At 68.8% G+C, this 21,996-nt stretch carries 20 protein-coding genes; 13 read left to right on the forward strand and 7 right to left on the reverse strand.

Features of this window, described 5'->3' with window-relative positions; genetic code table 11:
- The first annotated feature begins 17 nt into the window (after nucleotides 1-17).
- From OG558_RS29550 to OG558_RS29570, 5 genes are all read left to right on the forward strand, one after another.
- Nucleotides 18-1,415, forward strand: a complete 1,398-nt coding sequence (locus OG558_RS29550; RefSeq protein WP_405065913.1) for a cytochrome ubiquinol oxidase subunit I — start codon at nucleotides 18-20, stop codon at nucleotides 1,413-1,415.
- 21 nt (nucleotides 1,416-1,436) lie between these two features.
- Nucleotides 1,437-2,420 carry a cytochrome d ubiquinol oxidase subunit II gene (cydB, locus tag OG558_RS29555; RefSeq protein WP_405065914.1) on the forward strand — a complete coding sequence of 328 codons (984 nt, stop codon included), beginning with the start codon at nucleotides 1,437-1,439 and terminating at the stop codon, nucleotides 2,418-2,420.
- A gap of 57 nt (nucleotides 2,421-2,477) precedes the next feature.
- Nucleotides 2,478-4,055 (forward strand): GMC oxidoreductase, encoded by a 1,578-nt coding sequence (locus tag OG558_RS29560; RefSeq protein ID WP_405065915.1) that lies wholly within the window; start codon nucleotides 2,478-2,480, stop codon nucleotides 4,053-4,055.
- Between the two features lie 34 nt (nucleotides 4,056-4,089).
- On the forward strand, nucleotides 4,090-5,466 hold the full coding sequence (locus OG558_RS29565; RefSeq protein ID WP_405065916.1) for a glucose-6-phosphate dehydrogenase (NADP(+)): 1,377 nt from the start codon (nucleotides 4,090-4,092) through the stop codon (nucleotides 5,464-5,466).
- 138 nt (nucleotides 5,467-5,604) lie between these two features.
- Entirely contained in the window at nucleotides 5,605-7,500 is a 1,896-nt protein-coding gene (locus tag OG558_RS29570; protein WP_405065917.1) for a glycoside hydrolase family 15 protein, read from the forward strand.
- 11 nt (nucleotides 7,501-7,511) lie between these two features.
- Here OG558_RS29570 and OG558_RS29575 read toward each other — a convergent pair whose 3' ends face one another.
- The 4 genes from OG558_RS29575 to OG558_RS29590 all read right to left on the reverse strand — a co-directional run bounded on the left by OG558_RS29575 (nucleotide 7,512) and on the right by OG558_RS29590 (nucleotide 12,143).
- On the reverse strand, nucleotides 7,512-8,705 hold the full coding sequence (locus OG558_RS29575) for a cation:proton antiporter (RefSeq protein WP_405065918.1): 1,194 nt from the start codon (nucleotides 8,703-8,705) through the stop codon (nucleotides 7,512-7,514).
- 158 nt (nucleotides 8,706-8,863) lie between these two features.
- The gene (locus tag OG558_RS29580; RefSeq protein ID WP_405065919.1) at nucleotides 8,864-10,246 is read right to left on the reverse strand and encodes an ABC transporter substrate-binding protein; all 1,383 of its coding nucleotides are present in this window, start codon (nucleotides 10,244-10,246) and stop codon (nucleotides 8,864-8,866) included.
- Between the two features lie 10 nt (nucleotides 10,247-10,256).
- The gene (locus tag OG558_RS29585; RefSeq protein ID WP_329475889.1) at nucleotides 10,257-11,213 is read right to left on the reverse strand and encodes a carbohydrate ABC transporter permease; all 957 of its coding nucleotides are present in this window, start codon (nucleotides 11,211-11,213) and stop codon (nucleotides 10,257-10,259) included.
- Between the two features lie 9 nt (nucleotides 11,214-11,222).
- Complete coding sequence (locus tag OG558_RS29590) at nucleotides 11,223-12,143, reverse strand: carbohydrate ABC transporter permease (RefSeq protein WP_405065920.1); 921 nt, start codon at nucleotides 12,141-12,143, stop codon at nucleotides 11,223-11,225.
- 121 nt (nucleotides 12,144-12,264) lie between these two features.
- Here OG558_RS29590 and OG558_RS29595 point away from each other — a divergent pair, with 121 nt between their 5' ends.
- On the forward strand, nucleotides 12,265-13,443 hold the full coding sequence (locus OG558_RS29595; RefSeq protein WP_405065921.1) for an ROK family protein: 1,179 nt from the start codon (nucleotides 12,265-12,267) through the stop codon (nucleotides 13,441-13,443).
- Nucleotides 13,444-13,462: 19 nt separating this feature from the next.
- Here OG558_RS29595 and OG558_RS29600 read toward each other — a convergent pair whose 3' ends face one another.
- The 3 genes from OG558_RS29600 to OG558_RS29610 are packed head-to-tail and all read right to left on the reverse strand — an operon-like array spanning nucleotide 13,463 to nucleotide 14,815.
- Nucleotides 13,463-13,858 (reverse strand): YchJ family protein, encoded by a 396-nt coding sequence (locus OG558_RS29600; protein ID WP_405065922.1) that lies wholly within the window; start codon nucleotides 13,856-13,858, stop codon nucleotides 13,463-13,465.
- A 1-nt stretch (nucleotide 13,859) separates the two neighbouring features.
- A complete protein-coding gene (locus OG558_RS29605; RefSeq protein ID WP_405065923.1) occupies nucleotides 13,860-14,270 on the reverse strand; it encodes a ferritin-like domain-containing protein in 411 nt (136 codons plus the stop codon).
- Nucleotides 14,267-14,815 carry a cell division protein FtsK gene (locus OG558_RS29610; protein WP_405065924.1) on the reverse strand — a complete coding sequence of 183 codons (549 nt, stop codon included), beginning with the start codon at nucleotides 14,813-14,815 and terminating at the stop codon, nucleotides 14,267-14,269. Before OG558_RS29610 ends, OG558_RS29605 begins: the two co-directional genes overlap by 4 nt.
- Nucleotides 14,816-14,968: 153 nt before the next feature.
- Between OG558_RS29610 and rimP the strand changes: the two genes are divergently transcribed.
- The 7 genes from rimP (at nucleotide 14,969) to OG558_RS29645 (ending at nucleotide 21,943) form a co-directional block, all read left to right on the forward strand.
- Nucleotides 14,969-15,490: a ribosome maturation factor RimP gene (rimP, locus tag OG558_RS29615; RefSeq protein ID WP_405065925.1), complete on the forward strand. Its 522-nt coding sequence runs from the start codon at nucleotides 14,969-14,971 to the stop codon at nucleotides 15,488-15,490.
- A gap of 1 nt (nucleotide 15,491) precedes the next feature.
- Nucleotides 15,492-16,484: a transcription termination factor NusA gene (gene nusA, locus OG558_RS29620; RefSeq protein ID WP_329475897.1), complete on the forward strand. Its 993-nt coding sequence runs from the start codon at nucleotides 15,492-15,494 to the stop codon at nucleotides 16,482-16,484.
- Nucleotides 16,485-16,536: 52 nt separating this feature from the next.
- A complete protein-coding gene (locus OG558_RS29625) occupies nucleotides 16,537-16,872 on the forward strand; it encodes a YlxR family protein (RefSeq protein ID WP_405065926.1) in 336 nt (111 codons plus the stop codon).
- A gap of 112 nt (nucleotides 16,873-16,984) precedes the next feature.
- A complete protein-coding gene (gene infB / locus OG558_RS29630) occupies nucleotides 16,985-20,128 on the forward strand; it encodes a translation initiation factor IF-2 (protein WP_405065927.1) in 3,144 nt (1,047 codons plus the stop codon).
- A 98-nt stretch (nucleotides 20,129-20,226) separates the two neighbouring features.
- Nucleotides 20,227-20,661, forward strand: a complete 435-nt coding sequence (gene rbfA / locus OG558_RS29635; RefSeq protein ID WP_329475899.1) for a 30S ribosome-binding factor RbfA — start codon at nucleotides 20,227-20,229, stop codon at nucleotides 20,659-20,661.
- A 26-nt stretch (nucleotides 20,662-20,687) separates the two neighbouring features.
- A complete protein-coding gene (truB, locus tag OG558_RS29640) occupies nucleotides 20,688-21,596 on the forward strand; it encodes a tRNA pseudouridine(55) synthase TruB (RefSeq protein ID WP_405072232.1) in 909 nt (302 codons plus the stop codon).
- Between the two features lie 140 nt (nucleotides 21,597-21,736).
- Entirely contained in the window at nucleotides 21,737-21,943 is a 207-nt protein-coding gene (locus tag OG558_RS29645) for a hypothetical protein (RefSeq protein WP_405065928.1), read from the forward strand.
- Nucleotides 21,944-21,996 lie beyond the last annotated feature (53 nt).

Raw genomic sequence — 21,996 nt, forward strand, 5'->3', positions numbered from 1 at the left:
GAGGGCGAAGGCCTGAGATGGACCCGACCGACCTGGCACGCATCCAGTTCGCGACCACCAGCATCTACCACTTCGTGTTCGTGCCCGTGACGATCGGGCTGGCCTTCCTGGTGGCCGTACTGCACACCCAGTGGTACCGATCCGGCCAGGAGGAGCACAAGCGGCTGACCCGGTTCTTCGGGACCCTGCTGCTGATCAACATCGCCGTCGGCGTCGTCACCGGGCTGGTGCAGGAGTTCCAGTTCGGCATGAACTGGTCGGCCTACTCGCGGTTCGTCGGCGACGTCTTCGGCGCGCCGCTGGCGATGGAAGGGCTGGCGGCGTTCTTCCTGGAGTCGACGTTCCTGGGGTTGTGGCTCTTCGGCTGGAACGTGCTGCCCCGGCGGATCCATCTCGCCACGATCTGGCTGGTCGCGGTCGGGGCGTCGCTCTCGGCCGCGTTCATCATGGCCGCGAACTCGTGGATGCAGCACCCGGTCGGCTACACGACCAACGCCCGGACCGGGCGGCCCGAGCTCAGCTCGATCGGGGACCTGTTCACGAACCCGGTGTTCCTCTGGGGCTTCATCCACGTGATCCTGGCCTCGCTGGTGACCGGGGCCGTGCTGATGCTGGCAGTGTCCGCGTGGCAACTCCGGCGCACCGAGCACGGCGGGCTTTTCCGGCGCTCGGCGAAACTCGCGATCGTCGTCCTGGTCCCGGTCTCGATCCTGGCGCTGGCGGTCGGCAGCCAGCTGGGTGTGATCGAGGCGAAGTACCAGCCGATGAAGATCGCGGCCGCCGAGGCACAGTGGGAGACCTGTCAGCCCTGCTCGTTCTCGCTGTTTCAGGTCGGCGGCGGCAGGAACGACGAGACCCCGACCCAGCTGCTCGAAGTACCCCATCTGCTGTCCCTGCTCGCCACCGGCACCTGGAACGGCGAGGTGGAAGGTCTCAGCGAACTGCAGGCGGCCGACGTCCAGCAGTACGGCGCCGGCAACTACGTGCCGAACGTGTTCATCCAGTACTGGTCGATGCGGGTGATGGCCTACCTCGGCAGCCTGATCACGCTGCTGGCCCTCTGGGGCGCCTGGCTGCTGTACCGCAAGAAACTCACGGCGTCGCGGGTCTTCCTCGCCGTGGCGACGTGGGCGGTGCTGGCGCCGTTCCTGATGAACACGGCCGGCTGGATGCTGACCGAGAACGGGCGCCAGCCGTGGCTCGTCCAGGGGCTGATGAAGACCGCGGACGGCGTGTCCACCTCGGTCAGCACGACCGAGCTCGCGATCAGCGTCGGGGTGCTGGTCGCCGTCTACGTGCTGCTCGGGATCGTCTACCTCTTCCTGATGCTGCGCTACGCACGGCGCGGTCTCGAGCTCGAGCACGCCGACGACGAGCCCTCGGGTGATCCCCGGACACCGGCGATCACCTACTAGCGACTGACCCGGGAGGCGGGTGTGGGACTACCCGAGCTGTGGTTCGTGATCATCGCGATCCTGTGGACGGGCTTCTTCGTCCTGGAGGGCTTCGATTTCGGGGTCGGGATGCTGCACCGGGTGGTCGGCCGGACGAGCCTGGAACGCCGGGTGGCCATCAACACCATCGGTCCGTTCTGGGACGGCAACGAGGTGTGGCTGATCGTCGGCGGTGCGGCGATCTTCGCCGCCTTCCCCGACTGGTACGCCACCTGGTTCTCGGCGAGCTACCTCGCCGTCGTGCTGCTGCTGGTGGCGCTGATCATCCGCGGCGTGTCCTTCGAGTTCCGCGGCAAGGTCGACCAGCCCGGTTGGCGCCGGCTGTGGAGCGGGACGCTGACAACCGGCAGCCTGCTGGCTCCGCTCGTGCTCGGGATCGCGCTCGGCGATCTGGTGGCCGGTCTGCCGATCGACGCGAACGGCGAGTTCACCGGCACGTTCTGGGACCTCTTCACGCCGTTCGGCCTGTGGACAGGGCTGACGATGGTGGTGCTCTGCCTCCTGAACGGGGCGACGTTCCTCGGTATCAGGACAACCGGTGAGCCGCGCAAGCGGGCGCACCGCGCCGCTCGATGGATCGGCTGGGCCGGACTCGTGGTGGTCACGGCCTTCGCTGTCTGGATCCTGATCGTCGCAGACCACGGCTGGGGACCGGTCGTGGTCCTGGTGGTCGCCCCGGCAGCACTGGTCGTCTCTATCTGGGCCGTGCACCAGGAACGCGACGGGTTCGCTTTCCTGCTGTCGGCTGCGGTGACGGTCTGTTCCGTGGCGGGACTGTTCGCCGCCCTCTACCCCCAGGTTCTGGTGTCCAGCACTGACCCCGCGAACAGCCTCACCGTGCACAACGCGGCTTCGGGCAACTATGCGCTGACGGTGATGAGCGTGGTCGCCGCGGTGTTCCTCCCGCTGGTGCTGCTCTACCAGGCCTGGTCGTACTTCGTGTTCCGTCACCGCTTGAGCACCTAGGTCACGTCATCCAACCGGGATGAGGCATCCGGCCTGTACCCGTCGAAGGCTGGAGACATGGCGGACGGTCAGCACTACGACGTGGTCATCATCGGCACCGGAGCGGGAGGCGGCACACTGGCCCATCGGCTGGCACCGTCCGGTAAGCGGATCCTGCTCCTCGAACGCGGGGACTATCTGCCGCGAGAACGCGAGAACTGGGACTCCACGGCGGTGTTCGTCCAAGGCCGGTACCGCGCACCGGAGTTCTGGTACGACGAGCACGGCCACGAGTTCCCGCCGGAGACCAACTACTACGTGGGCGGCAACACCAAGTTCTACGGCGCCGCCCTGTTCCGGTTGCGGCCGCAGGACTTCGGCGAACTGCGGCACCACGACGGCGTCTCGCCGGCCTGGCCGCTGCGGTACGAGGATCTCGAGCCGAACTACACCGAGGCCGAGCATCTCTATCGGGTTCACGGCCGCCACGGCGAGGACCCCACCGAAGGTGCGGCCAGTGCGCCGTACCGGTTCACGCCGGTCGAGCACGAGCCGCGCATCCAGCAGTTGAGTGACGACCTGGAGAAGCAGGGGCTGCATCCGTTCCATCTGCCGATCGGCGTCGATCTCATCCAGGACGCGCAGGGCCGGGCGACCCGGGACAGTGCCTGCATCCGGTGCGACAGGGTGGACGGGTTCCCGTGCGTGATGCAGGCGAAGTCGGATGCGCAGGTGATCTGCGTCGACCCGGCGCTGAAGCACGAGAACGTCTCGATGGTGACGAACGCCCACGTGGTGCGGCTGGAGACCGACCCGACCGGACGATCCGTCTCGCAGGTCGTGACCGAGGTCGACGGGTCGACCGTCCAGTTCAGCGCGGACCTCGTGGTTGTCGCCTGCGGCGCGGTCAATTCCGCCGTACTGCTGCTGAAGTCGGCGAACGACCGCCATCCGCGGGGTCTCGCGAACAGTTCGGACGTCGTCGGCCGCCACTACCTGCGACACAACAATCTCGCGTTGATGGCGGTGTCGAAGGAGCCGAACCCGACCCTGTTCCAGAAGACCCTCGCGATGAACGACTGGTACCTCGGTGCCGACGACTGGGACTACCCGCTCGGTGGGATCCAGATGCTGGGCAAGTCCGATGCCGAGCAGGTCCGCAGTGGCGCACCGCGCTGGGCCGGCAAGGTCTCACCGAACATGCCGTTCGAGACGATCGCGCACCACGCGGTCGACTTCTGGTTGTGTGGTGAGGACCTGCCGAAGCCGGACAACCGGGTCACCGTCCGCGAGGACGGGTCGATCCAGCTCGCTCTCGACGAGAAGAACAACATCGAGGGCGTCAACCGGCTCAAGCACAAGCTGGAGGCCATGCTCGGCGAGCTCGGGATGCACGAGCACCGGCTGCTCGACCACAGCATCTACCTGCACAAGGGGATGCCGATCGGCGCCACCGCGCACCAGGCGGGCACAGTGCGGTTCGGAGACGACCCACAGAGCTCGGCCCTGGACGTGAACTGCAAGGCGCACGACGTCGACAACCTCTACGTCGTCGATACCAGCTTCTTCCCGAGCATCGGTGCCGTGAACCCTTCGCTGACCGCGATCGCGAACGCGCTGCGGGTCGGCGACCACATCCTCGACCGGCTCGGCTGAGCCCAGCCGACCCGGAGTGACTAGGAGAACCACCATGCCAACCGCCGACATGGACGCACTGGTCATCTTCGGCGCGACCGGTGATCTCGCGAAGCTCGAGACCTTCCCCGCCCTGGTCGGGCTGGTCGATCGGGGTGTGCTCGACGTACCGATCATCGGGGTGGCCAAGAGCGGCTGGGGACTCGACCAGTTCCGCGCGTACGCGACAGCGTCGTTACGGGCCAACGGGATCGACCCGGACACCCCAGCGGCAGCCGGCATGCTCCGCCTCCTGCGCTACATCGACGGCGACCTCGACGACGCCGCGACGTACGCCGCGATGGCCGACGAGATCGGCGCCGGGAAACGAGCCCTGTTCTACCTCGAGGTGCCGCCGCCGCTGTTCGGCCGGATCGCCGAGGGCATCGCGGGTGCGGGCAAGGCCGACGGGGCCCGGGTGATGGTCGAGAAGCCGTTCGGCACCGACCTCGCCGGCGCCCAGGAGCTCAACGCGACGATGAACAAGGTCTTCCCCGAGGACGCCATCTACCGGGTGGACCACTGGCTCGGCCTGGACCCGCTGGAGAACGTGCTGTTCGCGCGTTTCGCCAACTCGGTGGTCGAACCGCTGCTCAACCGCGACCATGTGGCGAGCATCCAGATCACCATGGCGGAGAACTTCGACGTATCCGACCGCGGCAGTTTCTACGACCGCACCGGGGCGATCCGCGATGTTCTCCAGAACCACATGCTGCAGGTGCTCGCGTGCGTGACGGCCGATCCGCCGGGCCAGTTCGACGACGCGACCTGGCGGGCGCAGAAGTCCGCGGTGATCAAGTCACTACGACCGCTCACCGCCGCCGACACGGTGTGCGGGCAGTACGACGGTTACCTGGACGTCGCCGGTGTCGATCCCACGTCGCGGACCGAGACGTACGTCGCGATCCGGCTCGCTCTCGACACCTGGCGCTGGGCCGGCGTACCGATCGCGATTCGGGCCGGGAAATGCCTGCCGGTCACCGCGACCGAGGTGATGATCCGCTTCCACCGCCCACCGCAGGACATCTTCGGGCTGGGGGATTCCGGCGCCGCGAACGAGATGCGGTTCCGGATCTGGCCGGAGAGCGAGGTCGGGCTCATCCTGTGCGGCAAGAAGCCCGGCGCCGGCTGGACCGCGCAGCCCGAGCACCTCACCTTCGCCGAGGTGCCTGGATCCGACCAGCGACCGTACGACCGGCTGATCGGGGCGGCGCTCCTCGGCCGGCAGTCGCTCTTCGCTGCGCAGGACACGGTCGAGGCGGCCTGGCGAGTGGTCGAGCCCGTGCTCGGTGACGTCGTCCCCGTCGTTCCGTACGCCAAGAGCAGCTGGGGGCCGAAGGAGGCCGACGCCCTGCTGCCGCCCGGCGCGAGCTGGCATGACCCGGCCGGATGATCCAGGGGGCCGATCGATGAGCGAGCGAACCAGCAGCGGCGCCGGGGACCGATCGGAGCGCGAACGTGCCTTCACGATGCAGCAGGTCGTGCCCGGTGGCGTCGACCTGTATCACAACCGAACCGGAGACGACCCCTCATGACTGACTACCCACTCATCGCCGACCACGGGTTGATCGGCGACCTGCAGACCGCTGCGCTGGTGACCACGGACGGGTCCATCGACTGGTTCTGCTGTCCACGGTTCGATTCGCCGAGCGTCTTCGCGGCGCTGCTCGACCAGGAACGCGGCGGCTATTTCCGGGTGCGGGCGACCGGCGAAGGCGTGACCAGCCGGCAGCTGTACCTCCCGGACACCGCCATCCTCATCACCCGCTTCCTGACCGAGGACGGCGTCGGCGAGGTCGTCGACTTCATGCCGCCGGCCGGCAAGCAGCCCACCGCGAACCACCGGATCCTGCGGGTGATGCGGTGCGTGCGGGGCCGGATCGCCTTCGAGGTCGACATCGCGCCCCGGTTCGACTACGGCCGCAAGGAGCACGAGACGCAGGTGATCGGGCCCGGGGCGGTCTTCGTGACGGAGGACCTGAGCCTGACGCTGCACGCGGTCCGTGAGCCGGGTGACGAGCGGCTGGCGCAGGTACGGCTCGACGGCGGCGACATCCACATCGACTACGAGATGTCGGCCGGGCAGACCCGGGGGCTGGTGCTGGAGTCGGCGGCCGAAGGACCACCGCGGGAGATCCGGGTCGCGGAGTTCACCGCGATGTTCGACGACGCGACCGCGTTCTGGCGCGACTGGTTGTCGCAGTCGACGTACACCGGCCGGTGGCGGGAGATGCTGCAGCGGTCGGCGATCACGCTCAAGCTGATGACGTACGCGCCTACCGGAGCACTGGTCGCGGCTCCGACGGCCGGGTTGCCCGAGCAGCTCGGCGGCGAGCGCAACTGGGACTACCGCTACACCTGGGTGCGGGATGCGTCGTTCTCCGTCTACGCGCTGCTCGGCCTCGGATTCACCGAGGAGGCGGCGGACTTCTGCGGCTGGTTGCGTGACCGCGTTCAGGAGAAGGCCGGCGGGAAAGGCGGCCCGCTGAACATCATGTACCGCGTGGACGGGTCGTCCGATCTGACCGAGGAGACCCTCGAGCACCTGGAGGGCTATTGCGGCTCCCGGCCGGTACGGATCGGCAACGGTGCCTCGGAGCAGCGGCAGATGGACATCTACGGTGAAGCGCTGGACAGCATCTACTTCGCCGACCAGCACGGGATCGACGTCGACCTCCAGACGTGGGCCGCCCTGCGAGGCATCGTCGACTGGCTGAGCGAGAACTGGGACCTGCCGGGGGAGGGGATCTGGGAGACCCGCGGCGGGCAGAAGGACTTCACCTATGGCCGGGTGATGAGCTGGGTAGCCTTCGACCGGGCCATCCGGCTGGCCACCGAGCGGGGCCTGCCGGGCTCGGTGGGCCAGTGGGTGACGACCCGGGACGCGATCCACAACCAGGTCCTGCAGCGTGGTTGGAACGAGAAGCTCGGGGCGTTCGTGCAGCACTACGGCGACACCGTGCTGGACTCGTCGATGTTGCGCATGGCAACAGTCGGCGCGATCGGGCCCACCGATCCGATGTGGTTGTCGACGCTGGACGCGATGGAGGCCGAGCTGGTGGTCGACAGCCTCGTCTACCGCTATGACCCGGCCGCCTCACCGGACGGGCTGGCCGGTGACGAGGGCACGTTCTCGCTGTGTACGTTCAATTATGTCGACGCCCTGGCCCGGGCGGGCCGCCTCGACGAGGCACGACTGATCTTCGAGAAGATGCTCACCTACGCCAATCACGTGGGTCTGTTCTCCGAGGAGATCGGCCGGACCGGTCAGCAACTCGGCAACTTCCCGCAGGCTTTCACGCACCTGGCTCTGATCGACGCGGCCATCACGCTCGACGCCGCGCTGGATCGCGCGAGGTCCAACCGCCGGTACGCCATGGTAGGCATTCCGGCCGCGCGCAGCGCGGCGGACGCGGCGGCGACCTGAGCGGCGGACAGCTAAGGCAGGGGTTCGCCGGTCTCGTCCTGGGTGCGGGCGAGCCGGCGGTCGATGGCGACGGCGATCGCCGGGTACACCAGCACCGACAAGACGCCCGCGCCCACCAGCGCGGCCGCGTTCTCGGGCAGCATCTCGCCAGTCTCGAGTCCGATCGCACTGAGCGCGACGAGCAGCGGCAACGCCGTCGACACCACGAAGACGAGTTCGAACCGTCGCTGTCGGGGCAGCGCGGTTCGGTACACCGCCAGCGTCGGCAGCCCGCGCACGACGAGCAGCAGGAGGAAGAACAGGAACAGCCGCCCAGGTGCCTTGATGATCGAGTCCAGGTCGAGACTCATCCCTGAGGACACGAAGAAGATGGGAATGAAGAAGCCGTAGCCGACGGCATCGAGCTTGCGGTCCAGTCCCTCGACGTTCCCGGGCGCCCACCGATGCAGGACGACTCCCGCCACGAAGGCCCCCAGGACGACGTCGAGCCCGAAGTCGGCGGCGATGACGAGCAGGAGCAGCAACATCGCGACCGTCCACCGCAGCGTCGTCTGCGAGGTCGCGTCCTGTCCCTCCGACAGGATCTGCGCGATCCGGCCGCCACGACTCAGTCTGGGCGCCAGACTGAGCAGGAGCCCGAGGACGCCCACCGCGACCAGTGAGATGAGCCCGATGAACCGGCCGTGCGACCCGAGGAAGATCGCGATGGCCACGACAGGCAGGAACTCCCCGACCGCCCCGGCGGCCAGGACGTAGGAGCTGAACGACCCGCGCAGCATGTTGTTGTCCCGCAGGATCGGTAACAGCGTTCCGAGCGCCGTCGTCGTCAGACCGAGCGCGACCGGCACGAACGCGTCTACGACGCCCAGCGCCGCGAGCGCCCCGACGACCGCAACGGCCAGCGCCACAGTGACCAGCCACCCGACGATGGCAAGCTTGCCGGCCCGCTGCCGGAAGACCGCCAAGTCGAGCTCGTAGCCCGCCAGCAGGAACAGGAACCCCAGACCGACGTTCGAGAGCAGGACGATGCTGCCCGGGTCGGCCAGATTGAGAACCTGCGGCCCGACCACCACGCCGCCGACAATGAGCACCACGACCTGGGGGATCCGCAACCGGCTGAGCAACCCGACGAGCACAGGTGTCAGGGCGGCCACCAGCGCGACGACGAACAGGCTGGTCAGTCCCCGATCGAGGTCAGTGTTCATCCCACCAGCCTCACTGCCCGTACGTACCGGAAACCTCACCCGGTCCGGACGATCCTCACCCGGCACGACCTGTCACTACCCGTGACGTGGCTGGACGTCGGACGGGTCGATCGGCGCCGGCCGGCCGGGTGGAGCCACGCGGTCCACCCGGCCTTGCGCTACTGGGCGACCTTGAACAGCTCGTCGAGTTGCGTGTTGAGCTTCGTCAACGAGCTGACGGGCGAGCTGCCGATGTAGACGGCGTCGAAGCGTGGTGCCATCAGCGCCGCGATGTCGGCGGCGTTCGTCGTCACCGGGAACAGGAACGTCGTCTTGTCGACGACCTGCCGGGTGAACGGGGTGACGTCGAGTTTGCGCTCGGACTTGTTGTAGGCGATCGCCAGTTGGGTGCCGGCCGGCCGGGCCGGGAAGACGACGCCGGACTGGCCGATGATGTTCTGGCACTCCGCGCCGGACAGGAACGCGACCCACTTCGCGGCGTTCTCGGGCTGCTTCGACAGCGTGGTGACCGAGTCGGCCAGGCCGTTGAACATCGACGCCCGCTTGCCGCTCGGCCCGATCGGGGTCGGCGCCAGCCCGATGTCCAGCTTCTTGCCGGCGGAGTCGGTGAGTTTGGTGAAGCTGGAGATCATCCACGACCCGCTGAGGCCCATGGCCGCCGTACCGGACTGGATCTGCTTGTCGGTGCCGATCGCGTTCGCGCCGCCGATCTCCTCGTAGCTGGGCATGTAGCCCTTCTGCACCATGCCGAAGTACCAGCTCAGCGTGTCCTGCAGGGCCGGCTGGTCCAGGTTGAACTTGGTGCCCCACGGGTTCTTGTCGGTCGCCTGCCAGCCCGCGCTGCCGGCGAACGCCGACCACTGTGTCTGGCCCCAGCCACCGCCGCCGGAGCCTTCGGAGGCGAGGCCATGCGTCTTGACGTGCGACTTGTCGAAGCCCGGCTCGTCGCCGCGGACGCCCTTCTCGTCGATGGTGAGATGCGCGACGAGCTTCTCGAACGTGCCGCCGTCCTGGGGGTTCCAGGTGAGGTTCTCCAACTCGGCGGGATCCACGCCGGCCGCCTTGAGTGCGGCGCCGTCATAGAAGATCGCGATCGTGTCCCAGTCCTTGGGTGCGCCGTACCGCTTGCCGTCCTGGCCCTTCCACAGTTCCGCCAGGCCCTGCTGGTAGTCGCCGTCCTTGATTCCACTGGTCGGGCCGAGGTCGTCGAGGGGGCGGAGGACCTTCAGATCGACGTACTGGGCGAACTTCGACAGGTGGTCGGTGAAGACATCGGGTGCGGTATCGGCGATGAAGCCGGCGGTGAGCTTGGACCAGTAGGCGTCCCAGCCGTACTGCGAGATGTGGATCTTCAGGCCGGGATTGGCCTTGGCGAACGCGTCGGCGCACTTCTGGTAGCCCGGCTGCTGGGCCGAGTCCCACAGCCAGTACTCGATGGTGCCGTTCGCGCTGCTACCGGTTGTACTACTGCAGGCGGTCAAGGCCGCGGCGGTGAGCAGAGCGACCGCGGCGGTGCGGATCCGTTGCCGGAAGGTGATCATGCCGGGCTCCTCACTTGATCCCGCTGAAGCCGATGGAGTTGACGATGCGCTTCGCGAAGAGCATGAAGAGCACGAGCATCGGCAGGGCGGCGACGAGGGTGGCGGCCATCAGGCCGGACCAGTCGGGGCCGGTCTGCGGCGTCTGGGACTTGAAGACGCCGAGCGCGACGGTGAGGACGCGCGACCTGTCGGTGTAGCTGACCATCAGCGCCCAGAAGTACTCGTTCCAGGCCGCCATGTAGGTCAGGATCGCCAGCGTCGTGATCGGGGCCACCGACATCGGCAGGATGAGCCGGAAGAACACCCTGACCTTGGAAGCGCCGTCCATCAGCGCGGCCTCCTCCACCTCGCGGGAGATCCCGAGGAAGAACTGGCGCAGGAAGAACACCGCGAACGGCGTCATGAACATGGTCGGCAGGGCGATCCCGATCAGGGTGTCCACCAGACCGAGTTGCTTGAGCAGCACGAAGTTCGGCAGCAGCGTGAAGATCGCCGGAATCATCAGGCCGCCCAGGAAGAACGCGAAGAACTTCTCACGGTGCTTCCATTGCAGCCGCGCGAACGCGTACGCCGCCATCGCGGAGAAGAACACCTGCCCGGCAGTGATGAGCGTGGCGACGACGACGGAGTTGAACAGGTAGCGCCAGAAGTTGAGCGCCTGCCCGGCGCCACCGGCATCGATGGCCTCCTGCCCGGTCTGCAGGCCGAAGACCCGCTCGAAGCCGCCGGCCGAGGTCTGCACCGGTAGCAGGCTGCCGGAACCCGAGTAGAGGGCGTTGTTGCTGGACAGCGCCGTACGCAGCATCCAGTAGAACGGGAACAGGCTGACGAGGATCACCAGGATCATGAACGTCCAGGCGAGTGCGCGACCGGCGCTGAACCGGTGTGGCTCGCTCGGGGTGGCCGCGCGTTCCCTGACAACTGTGGGCGGCGCGGCGGCGACCTTCGGGGTGGTGTCGGTGGTCATGGTCGCTCCTCAGGCCAGGTCGGAGGACTCGGCGCGGGTGAGCCGGTATTGGACGAACGTCACGATCACCAGGACGACGAGCAGCGCCACCGACATGGCCGACGCATAGCCGAACTGGAAGCGACCGAACGCGACGTCGTAGATGTAGTACTGCAGCACCCGGGAGGAATCGACCGGTCCACCGTGCGTCGCGATCGCCACTGTGTCGAAGACCTGGAACGAGCCGACCACCGTGATGATCAGGACCAGTGAGAGGATCGGGCGCAGCAGCGGCACTGTGATGCTGCGGAACATCCGGACTTCGCTCGCGCCGTCGATGCGGCCCGCCTCGTAGACGGTCTCGGGGATCATCTGCAGACCGGCGAAGATCAGCAGCGCGGTGTAGCCGACATGCCGCCAGACATTGATGAAGGCGATCGTCGGGATGACCCAGGCGCTGTCGGACAGGAACGGGATCCGGTCCAGGCCGATCGCGGCGATGATGTTGTTCGCGATGCCGAGCTGGTAGTCCAGGATCCAGAGGAAGACCATCGCGGCCACCACGTTCGAGACGAGGAACGGCGTGAGCACGATGCCGCGCAGCCAGGTCCGCTGGGTCAGGCGCTGCATCATGACTGCGATCACCAGGGCGATAACCGTCTGGAAGCCGATGTTCAGGATGACGTAGTAGAGCGTCACCTTCAACGCGTTCCAGAACACCGGGTCGTGGATCATCCGGACGTAGTTGTCCAGACCGTTGAACTCCGGTGGCGTGAGCAGGTTGAACTTCGTGAAGCTGAGGTAGATCCCGCGCAGGGTCGGCCAGACCAGGAAGACTCCGAAGCCGATCAGTGCGGGAAGGATGAACAGCAGCGCCAGACGGGTGTCGTCGCGCGGACCGTTCCTGGCGCGACCGGCCTTCGCCGGCCGGATCGAGGTCGTGGTGACCATTAGCTCTCCTTCGCCCGGGGACTGAGCGCCGGGGTCCAGGGCTATTTACAGTCAGATTGAAAATAAGCCAGGATGGCCGATGTGACAAGGGTCACGTGGTGTCGATTTGTAAACTGGGCGGATGGTGACTGGCACATCGGAACGACCAGCCGGTGAGCGGGGCCTGACCGCGGGAGAGCTCGCCGTCACCCGCCAGCTGCTGGTCCACGGGCCGGCGACCCGTGGTGACCTCGGCGACCGGCTCAACCTCTCCTACGCTTCGATGTCCCGGTTGGCCCGCGCCCTCATCCTCGGCGGCATGGCCACCGAGGACCTCGAGCCCGCGGCAGCGATCGGCCGACCGCGCCAGATCCTGACCGCGGTGCCCAGTGCCCGGCACGTCGTCGGCGTCAAGCTCACCGGCGACACCGCCTACGGCGTCGTCTGCGACCTGTTCGGCGAGGTCAAAGCCACGACGAGGGCGGCCTTGCCCAGGCCCGAGGAGGGCGGTGTCGTGCCGGTTGCGGCCACCGTCAAGCTCATCGCGCAGCTGGCGAACAGGCTCGCTCCGAAGGTGCCGACCGTGAACGGCATCGGGGTGTCCGTCGGCGGGGTGATCGCGGACCGTTCGGTCGTCCGGGAGGGGACCTTCCTGGGCTGGCGCGATGTGGATCTCGGCGGACCGCTGCGGGACCGGACCGGTCTGCCGGTCATCGTCACCAACGACGTCACCGCGCTGGCTCGCGACCAACTGTGGTTCGGGGCCGGCCGCACCCACTCGACCTTCGGCATCGTCACCGTCGGCGCCGGTCTCGGCGTGGGCGTCGTCCGGGACGGCGTCGCCGTCGAGGAACTGATCGACAACGGTCATCTGCTGGCGCACGCACCCGTCGACAGCAGCGGGCCCAGCTGCGGCCTCGGCCACCGGGGATGTGTCGCGGCCTACCTCAACCGGGAGGATCTCGAGCGCAACGCCTCGGCGGCTGCCAAGCACCCGGTCACCCTGCACGACCTCGTCCGGGCCCGATCCGGCGGCGACCCGGCCGCCACCCGTCGGCTCGACGACGCCGCCCGGGCACTCGGACACGTCGTGGCGTCGTTCGCCGGGGCGCTCCAGACGACCTGCATCGTGCTGGGTGGCGAGGACGTCGCCGCCTTCACCGACTCGCCGGCTCTGCAGGAGACGATCGCGGATCGGCTGCGCCCGGGGCCGTTGGAGACCCAGCGCTGCACGCTCGACGTCCTCACCACCCCGCTCACCTTCACCGACTGGGCTCGAGGCGCCGCGGTAGCAGGCATCCAGCACGTCCTAGGCGCCTAGAACACCTACAACACCGGCATCATCGGCCTGTGGCGCCGCCGGAGAGAGCGTCGACGTACACCCAAGTGCCGTTCTCGCGGGTGAAGTGGCTGTTCTCCTGCTGGTGGCCCGGGCGGCCGTCGAGTGCGTAGTGCGCGCGGAACTCGACAGTTCCTTCGGTGTGAAACGGGCTTCCATCGGTGGTGTTCAGGATCTCGAGACCGGTCCAGACGAGGTCCGGATCCAGCTGGAGGTCGACCGGGCGCGTCGAGGAGTGCCAGCTGCGCAGCAGGTACGGCACGTCGCCGACGACGAAGGCCGAGTAGCGCGAGCGCATCAGTTGCTCGGCTGTGTTGGCCGACGTACGGCCTTGGTGCAGGCGGCCACAGCAGTCGTCATAGGTCGCGTCGAGCCCACACGGACAGGACCTGGCCATCTCACACCGCGCCGGGGAAGGCCACCGGAGCGCCGCCCCAGGCAACCTGGGCGCTCGCGGCGGCGAGCAGGCTCTCGATGGCGAAGGCCCGGACGGCCGGCTGCTCGGCCGCCTCGACCAGGTCGCCGTACACGGCTGCCACTCGCCGCTCGATCAGCAGGATGAGAGCGGCGGCGGTGGCCGCGTTCGAGACCGCCTGAGGCAGGTCGTACGCCGGTTCCGCGGCGACCGGAGTCTCACCGGCGGCGACGACCAGGGCGCTCAGATGGTCGCGGTTGTCGCGGTGCTGCTCATAGGAGTCCGTGGCGGCCTTGAAGCGGGCGCCACTCAGCTTCCCGCCGGCCACGCCCACGCCGTACATGGCGGCATGTTCCCCGGCGAGCGCGGCCTGCAGAGCTTCCAACTGGGTCATGGGGCGGTCGCCTTTTTCTTCGGGGTCAGGGTTGTCGCCAGTTGGGTCTCGGCGGCGGCGATCATCGCCAGCAGGCGGGCCGGGGCGCCGGACACCTTGGCTGCCGCGGCGGCGTGGGCGATCGCGGCGGCCTTCTCCTGTCTGGCCAGGGCGGTGAGGGCGGCCGACGACGTCCCCGCGACGGCCGGTGCCTTGCCAGCGGCGGCCGTGACCCCGGCGGTTTCCTTGAGCTTGGCCAGGTGACTGGCGTGGTACTTCGCGCCGGCCGCGAGCTGGGTCCGCAGCGCCGGGAACTTCCGGCTTGTCCCCGCGAACGCGAGGGATAATAGAGTCACCTGGGTCGCCGCCGTGCTGAGTGCGGCGACGACCGCGGGGTCGGCGGTCGGCGTCTCCTGGGCGCGCCCATCGGACGACGAGGGGTTGACGGCGCCCGGCGTACTCCCGGCCGGATCGTCCTTGCAGCCGGCCAGTGTGACGGCTCCGGGCACCAGGGCCGCACTCACCAGGAGGCTGCGGCGGGACACGCGGCGGGGTTCGATCGGCACGGCGGAACGATACCTGGTGACGCGCCGGTGACCGGTCTGGGACGAGCCGGTGACCTGAGCACTGCGACCGGCCGGATATGGTGGGCTACTGCCCTCGGCCGGACCGCCGGGGGTGGAACGGGTGCACAACTGGAGAGAGAGGCAGGTCAACCTGTGAGCCGAAGGACTGACCACACGGACACCACGAGCCTCGAGAACTTCCTGCGGCCGATCGTCGATCAGTTCGGCTGCGACCTGGAGGCCGCGGAGATCTCTCCGGCCGGCCGCCGCCGGTTGCTGCGCGTGCTCGTCGACCGCGACGGCGGCATCAGCCTGGACGACGTCGCCGACGTGACCCGGGCGATCTCCAAGGCACTGGACGCCGACGACATCATGGGCGACGGCGCCTACACGCTGGAGGTCTCCAGCCCCGGCGTCGACCGGCCGCTCACCCTGCCCCGGCACTGGCGGCGCAACGTCAGCCGGCTGGTCGCGGTCACGCTGACCGCGGGCGGCAAGCTGACCGGCCGGATCAAGTCCGCCTCCGAGGAGGCGGCCGAGCTGGACGTGGACGGCAAGCGGCAGACGGTGGCGTACGCCGACGTCGAGAAGGCCAAGATCCAGATCGAATTCAACCGGCCCGCCGGCAACGACGAATCAGAAACACCTGCCGACGGCACGGTGGAGGAGAACTGACATGGACATCGACATGGCCGTGCTGCGGTCACTGGAGCGGGAGAAGGACATCGCCCTCGAGGTCGTCGTCGAGGCGATCGAGGCGGCCCTCCTGGTCGCGTACCACCGGACCGAGGGCGCTCAGCAGCACGCTCGCGTCGAGCTGGACCGCAAGACCGGGCACGTCACCGTGTTCGCCCGCGAGCTCGCCGAGGACGGCACCGTGGCGCGCGAGTACGACGACACCCCGGCCGACTTCGGCCGGATCGCGGCCACCACGGCCAAGCAGATCATCCTGCAGCGGCTGCGCGACGCCGAGGACGAGGTCCGGTACGGCGAGTTCTCCGGCAAGGAGGGCGACATCGTCTCCGGAGTCGTCCAGCAGGGGCGCGACCCGCGCTCGGTGATGGTCGACCTCGGCAAGATCGAGGCGGTGCTGCCGGCGCCGGAGCAGGTGCCGGGGGAGAAGTACGAGCACGGCTCCCGGCTGCGGGTGTACGTCGTGGGCGTCCGGAAGGGCTTCAAGGGCCCACAGATCACGGTCAGCCGGACCCACCCGAACCTGGTCAAGAAGCTGTTCGCGCTCGAGGTCCCGGAGATCGCGGACGGCACGGTCGAGATCACCGCGATCGCGCGGGAGGCCGGTCACCGGACCAAGATCGCCGTCCGGACGCTGAACCCGTCGGTGAACGGGAAGGGCGCGTGCATCGGGCCGATGGGCCAGCGGGTGCGCAACATCATGCACGAGTTGCACGGCGAGAAGATCGACATCATCGACCACAGCGACGATCCGGCCACCTTCGTCGGGAATGCGCTGTCCCCGGCGCAGGTTACATCTGTCGAGGTGGTCGACGCCGCGGCACGTGCCGCGCGGGTCGTCGTCCCCGACTACCAGCTCTCGCTCGCGATCGGCAAGGAAGGGCAGAACGCCCGCCTGGCCGCCCGGCTGACCGGGTGGCGGATCGACATCCGGCCGGATACGGATGTGACTCGTGAGGACGAGAAGGTAGACTGATCTCTCGGTCGGTCGACTGAGTCGCAACCACACCCTGAGGATCACGTACCAAGTGACTGCAGACGCGCGCCCTGGCAAGTCCCGGGAGCGCACCTGTATCGGGTGCCGGAAGCGGTCCAGTCCGGCTGACCTGCTGCGGATGACGGTGTCCGGAGGACGTGTTCTCCCGGATCCCGATCGTCGGGCGCCTGGCCGCGGGGCGCATCTGCACCCGGTGGCCGCGTGCCTCGACCTCGCCGAGCGGCGTAAAGCGGTTCCGCGGGCCTTCAAGGTCCCCGGTCCGCTTGATCTGGCGCTCGTGCGGGAACATGTCGCACAGCGCAGTACCGAAAGCAGTACCGAAAGTGCGGCCACCCGGCCGCCCGCGACGACCGTCGCGACGAACTGAAGGCGGGTCATCGACTCATGACCACTCGATGAGTGTCTACCGATGAGTGCAAAGCGATGAGCACGTACGTCAACTAACGGTCCGCGCCCAGGCTCGGACCAGAGGGAGAGTAGTGGCAAAGGTCCGGGTCTACGAGCTCGCGAAGGAGCTCGGAGTTACCAGCAAGGTCGTTCTGACCAGACTGAACGACATGGGCGAGTTCGTCCGGTCGGCATCCTCGACGATCGAGGCACCTGTCGTCCGGCGGTTGGCGGAGGATTTCGAGAAGAACCCGCCGAAGAAGCGCGCGGCCAAGAAGGCCGCCGCGAGCACGTCTGCCGCGCCGCAGGCGACCGCACCGGTCGCGCCTGCCGAGCCGGCAAAGAAAACCCAGCCGGCCCCGGCCGAGCGCCCCGCGCCGGCCGCTGAGGCGACCCCGGCGCCGGTCGCAGCAAACCCCAAGGCGGAGGTGGCCGAGAAGGTGGAGTCCGCTCCGGCTCCGGTGAAGTCGGTTCCGACCCCAGGCGTGAAGCCGGGGCCGCGTCCGGGCCCGAAGCCCGCGCCGCGGCAGGAGACCGCTCCCGCCGAGGTCGCTCCGGCGGCCAAGGCCGAGACCCCGGCGGCGCCGTCGTTCGAGGCACCGGCCGCCAAGGCCACCCCGGCAGCGCCGGCGCCCAGCCCGGCAGCCGCTCAGCCGGCCGCTCCGGCACAGCAGCGTCCGGCCGCCGAGCAGTCGACCCGGCCGGGTCCGCGTCCGGGTGGGCCGGGATCCGGTCCGCGTCCGGGTGCGCCGCGGCCTGGTGGCCAGGGCAATGCGCCCCGTCCCGGCGCCCCGCGCCCCGGTGCGCCGCGTCCGGGTGGCCAGGGCGGTGGGCCCCGTCCGGGTGCGCCGCGTCCGGGCAACAACCCGTTCAGCTCGACCCAGGGCATGCAGCGCGGTGGAGCGCGCCCCGGCCAGGGTGGTCAGGGTGAGCGTTCCGGTCAGGGTGCGAGCCCGGCCGGGATGGCGCCGCGTCCGCCGCAGTCCCGTGGTGACGACCGTGGTCGCAGCAACGACCGGCCGCGTCCGAGTGGTGTGCCCGGTGCGCCGCGCCCCAACCCGGCGATGATGCCGAAGTCCTCGGCCGGCACGTTCACCGGTCGTCCGTCCGGTCCGGGCGGCGGCGGTGGTGGCGGCGGCGCTGGTGGCCGTGGCCGTCCCGGTGGCGGTTCCGGTGGACCGGGTGCCGGTCCGCGCGGTGGCGGCGGTGGCGGCGGCGGCGGTGGCTTCCGTCCCGGCGGCGGCGGCCCGAGCGGCCCGCCCGGTGGCGGCGGTGGCCGTCCGGGTGCGGGCAACCGTGGTCGTGGCGGGACGCAGGGTGCCTTCGGGCGTCCGGGCGGTCCGGCGCGCCGTGGCCGCAAGTCGAAGCGGGCGAAGCGCCAGGAGTTCGACAACATGCAGGCGCCGGCGGTCGGCGGCGTTCGCGTCCGGCACGGTGACGGCGAGGTCGTGCGCCTCGCCCGCGGTGCGTCGCTGACGGACTTCGCCGAGAAGGTCGGCGTCGACCCGGCGTCGCTGGTGCAGGTGCTGTTCCACCTCGGTGAGATGGTGACCGCGACCCAGTCGGTCAACGAGGAAGTCCTGGAACTGCTCGGCACCGAGCTGAACTACGACGTCCAGGTCGTGTCCCCCGAAGACGAGGACCGCGAGCTGCTGCAGTCGTTCGACATCGACTTCGGCTCCGACGAGGGCGACGAGGACGACCTGGTCAAGCGGCCGCCGGTGGTGACCGTGATGGGTCACGTCGACCACGGTAAGACGAAGCTGCTCGACGCGGTCCGCGAAGCCAACGTCGTGGCCAAGGAAGCCGGTGGCATCACCCAGCACATCGGTGCGTACCAGGTGACGACCGAGGTGGACGGCGAGCAGCGGGCCATCACCTTCGTCGACACCCCGGGTCACGAGGCGTTCACCGCCATGCGTGCCCGTGGTGCGCAGGCCACAGACATCGTCATCCTGGTGGTCGCGGCCGACGACGGCGTGATGCCGCAGACGATCGAGGCGCTGAACCACGCCCGGGCGGCGAACGTCCCGATCGTGGTCGCGGTGAACAAGATCGACGTCCCGAGTGCGGACCCGGCCAAGGTGCGCGGTCAGCTGACCGAGTACGGCCTGGTGCCCGAGGAGTACGGCGGCGACACGATGTTCGTCGACGTCTCGGCGAAGTCCCGGATCAACATCGACGGGTTGCTGGAGTCCGTGGTCCTGACCGCGGACGCGGCGCTGGACCTGCGGGCCAACCCGAACATGCCGGCCCAGGGCATCGCGATCGAGGCCAACCTGGACAAGGGCCGTGGTCCGGTGGCGACCGTGCTGGTGCAGCGCGGCACGCTGCGGGTCGGCGACTCGATGGTCGCGGGACCGGCGTACGGCCGGGTCCGGGCCATGCTCGACGAGCACGGCGACCCGGTCGAGGAGGCCACGCCGTCGCGTCCGGTGCTGGTGCTCGGTCTGACCGCCGTACCGGGTGCGGGTGACAAGTTCCTGGTCGTCGACGACGACCGGATGGCACGGCAGATCGCCGAGAAGCGCGAAGCTCGCGCCCGGGCGGCAGCCAACGCCAAGCGTCGTGCGCGCCGGACCCTCGAGGACTTCATGGCCTCGATGGAGAAGGGCGAGACGCAGGAACTGCTGCTCATCCTCAAGGGCGACGTGTCCGGTTCGGTCGAGGCACTGGAAGACGCCCTGGTCCGGATCGAGGTCGGCGACGAGGTCAACCTCCGCGTCATCGACCGCGGTGTCGGTGCGATCAACGAGAACGACGTCAACCTGGCCATCGCGTCGAACGCCGTCATCATCGGCTTCAACGTGCGGCCGGCGGGCAAGGCCGGTGACCTGGCCGAGCGCGAGGGCGTCGATGTCCGGTACTACTCGGTCATCTACGCGGCGATCGACGACATCGAGGCGGCCCTGAAGGGCATGCTCAAGCCGATCTACGAGGAGGTCACCCTCGGCCAGGCGGAGATCCGCGAGATCTTCCGCTCCTCGAAGGTGGGCAACATCGCGGGTTGCTGGGTGACCAGTGGGCTGATCCGCCGCAACGCCAAGGTCCGGTTGATCCGGGACGGCGCGGTGGTGGTCGACAACACCGAGTTGTCGTCGCTGAAGAGGTTCAAGGACGACGCGTCCGAGGTCCGCGAGGGCTTCGAGTGTGGTCTGACCGTCAACGGCTACAACGACATCAAGATCGGTGACATCGTCGAGTCGTTCGAGCTCCGCGAGAAGCCGCGCAACTGACACAGCAAGGGTGATCCGCCCGGATCGCCTGGGAGTAACGTCCGGAGAGACGGTCTTCGTCTCTCCGGACGTTCTCATGAATGAGGGAGTGAGCCCTGATGGGTGAAGCAAGGGCGAAGCAGCTGGCCGACCGGATCCAGGTGCTCGTCGCCGAACTGCTCGAGCGCCGCGTCAAGGACCCCCGGCTGGGTTTCGTCACCGTGACGGACGCCCGGCTGACCGGTGACCTGCGCGAGGCCAGCGTCTTCTACACCGTGTACGGCGACGAGCAGGCGCGGGCGTCGACCGCAGCCGCCCTGGAGTCGGCCCGTGGCCTGATTCGCAGCGAGGTCGGCAAGGCGCTGGGTCTGCGGCACTCGCCGAGTGTCGCGTTCTTCCTGGACGCCGTTCCGGAGACCGCCGGGCAGATCGAGGACCTGCTGGCGAAGGCCCGCGAGGCCGACGCCGAGGTGGCCAAGGCCGCCGCGGGTGCCAAGCCGGCCGGCGACGCGGACCCGTACAAGCACAAGGACGACGACGAGGACCAGGACTGAGTGCTGCGTTGACCGGCATCGACATCATGTCCCCGAACGGCATCCCGTCCAGTGACTTCACCTCGTCGTCCGACGGGATCGTCGTCGTGGACAAGCCGGCGGGGCTGACCTCGCACACCGTCGTCGCCCGGGTCCGCCGGCTCGCCGGCACCCGCAAGGTCGGGCACGCCGGCACGCTCGACCCGATGGCGACGGGTGTGCTGGTCGTCGGCCTCAACCGGGCGACCCGGCTGCTCGGTCACCTTCAGCTCGCCGACAAGTCGTACGACGCGACGATCCGGCTCGGCGCGACCACGACCACCGACGACGCCGAAGGCTCTGTGCTGACCACGGCCCCGGTCGACGGGATCACGGCCGAGGCGATCGAGTCCGCGGTGGCCGGTTTCCGCGGTGAGATCTCGCAGGTGCCGTCGAAGGTCTCGGCGATCAAGGTCGACGGGCGGCGCGCGTACGAACGCGTCCGGGCCGGCGAGGAGGTCGCGCTGAAGGCTCGCGCGGTGACGGTCTCGCGGTACGACATTCTCGACGTACGCCCGGGGCCGGACGGGATCGATGTCGACGTCTCGGTCGACTGTTCCAGCGGCACCTACATTCGTGCCCTGGCTCGTGATCTCGGCGCCGAGCTCGGCGTCGGCGGTCACCTGACCGCGTTGCGTCGTACCCGGGTCGGCGCGTTCGACCTGGCGGCGGCGCACACACTCGAGTCGCTGGCGCAGGACTTCGCCTGGCTGCCGATCGCGGATGTTGCCGCCGGCACCTTCCCGCGGTACGACGCCGACGCCGACCAGTCCGCCGCCATCCGCACCGGGCGCCCACTGTCCGGTCTCAAACTCCAGCCCGGGCAGACCGCGATGTTCGACCCGACCGGCACCTTCCTCGCCCTCTACGAACCGCACGGGCCGGTCGCCAAACCCACCGCGGTCTTCGTCAGCTAGCCCCACTCTGGGGACCTGGCACACCCAACCGGGCCCTGAGACAGTAAATATCAGGTCCCAGCCCCCCATTTCCTGTCCCAGGTCCCGACAGTTGCTCGGGGTCGGCCCGCGTTGTCGGTGGTGGGTTCTACCGTCGGGAGATGAGATACGGGTTCGTGATGGCTTCTGGGGATGCGCGGGCGGCTGCTGAGTTGGCTGCTTTGGCTGAGGAGCACGGGTGGGACGGGTTCTTCGTGTGGGAGGCGGTCTGGGGGATCGACGCCGACTGGTCCTCCATGGATCCGACCACCGCCCGCGCGGCCGCCGAGCGTCGCCTGAAGGCCGGCCGCCCCCCACGCCTCGATTGACATGGCGCGTTAAGGCGGCATCAAGATCGGTGCACCGGCCGTCAAGGGGGTGT

The sequence above is a fragment of the Kribbella sp. NBC_01510 genome (genome assembly GCF_045040325.1).
Lineage (GTDB): Bacteria > Actinomycetota > Actinomycetes > Propionibacteriales > Kribbellaceae > Kribbella.

What these genes read in the sequence shown, in the direction of transcription:
- OG558_RS29575 (WP_405065918.1), bottom strand. Translation starts at nt 8,705, where the DNA reads ATGAACACTGACCTCGATCGGGGACTGACCAGCCTGTTCGTCGTCGCG.
- OG558_RS29580 (WP_405065919.1), bottom strand. Translation starts at nt 10,246, where the DNA reads ATGATCACCTTCCGGCAACGGATCCGCACCGCCGCGGTCGCTCTGCTC.
- OG558_RS29645 (WP_405065928.1), top strand. Translation starts at nt 21,737, where the DNA reads ATGAGATACGGGTTCGTGATGGCTTCTGGGGATGCGCGGGCGGCTGCT.
- rbfA (WP_329475899.1), top strand. Translation starts at nt 20,227, where the DNA reads ATGGGTGAAGCAAGGGCGAAGCAGCTGGCCGACCGGATCCAGGTGCTC.
- OG558_RS29590 (WP_405065920.1), bottom strand. Translation starts at nt 12,143, where the DNA reads ATGGTCACCACGACCTCGATCCGGCCGGCGAAGGCCGGTCGCGCCAGG.
- OG558_RS29560 (WP_405065915.1), top strand. Translation starts at nt 2,478, where the DNA reads ATGGCGGACGGTCAGCACTACGACGTGGTCATCATCGGCACCGGAGCG.
- OG558_RS29605 (WP_405065923.1), bottom strand. Translation starts at nt 14,270, where the DNA reads ATGACCCAGTTGGAAGCTCTGCAGGCCGCGCTCGCCGGGGAACATGCC.
- OG558_RS29550 (WP_405065913.1), top strand. Translation starts at nt 18, where the DNA reads ATGGACCCGACCGACCTGGCACGCATCCAGTTCGCGACCACCAGCATC.
- nusA (WP_329475897.1), top strand. Translation starts at nt 15,492, where the DNA reads ATGGACATCGACATGGCCGTGCTGCGGTCACTGGAGCGGGAGAAGGAC.
- OG558_RS29595 (WP_405065921.1), top strand. Translation starts at nt 12,265, where the DNA reads ATGGTGACTGGCACATCGGAACGACCAGCCGGTGAGCGGGGCCTGACC.
- OG558_RS29570 (WP_405065917.1), top strand. Translation starts at nt 5,605, where the DNA reads ATGACTGACTACCCACTCATCGCCGACCACGGGTTGATCGGCGACCTG.
- truB (WP_405072232.1), top strand. Translation starts at nt 20,688, where the DNA reads ATGTCCCCGAACGGCATCCCGTCCAGTGACTTCACCTCGTCGTCCGAC.
- OG558_RS29565 (WP_405065916.1), top strand. Translation starts at nt 4,090, where the DNA reads ATGCCAACCGCCGACATGGACGCACTGGTCATCTTCGGCGCGACCGGT.
- OG558_RS29600 (WP_405065922.1), bottom strand. Translation starts at nt 13,858, where the DNA reads ATGGCCAGGTCCTGTCCGTGTGGGCTCGACGCGACCTATGACGACTGC.
- OG558_RS29585 (WP_329475889.1), bottom strand. Translation starts at nt 11,213, where the DNA reads ATGACCACCGACACCACCCCGAAGGTCGCCGCCGCGCCGCCCACAGTT.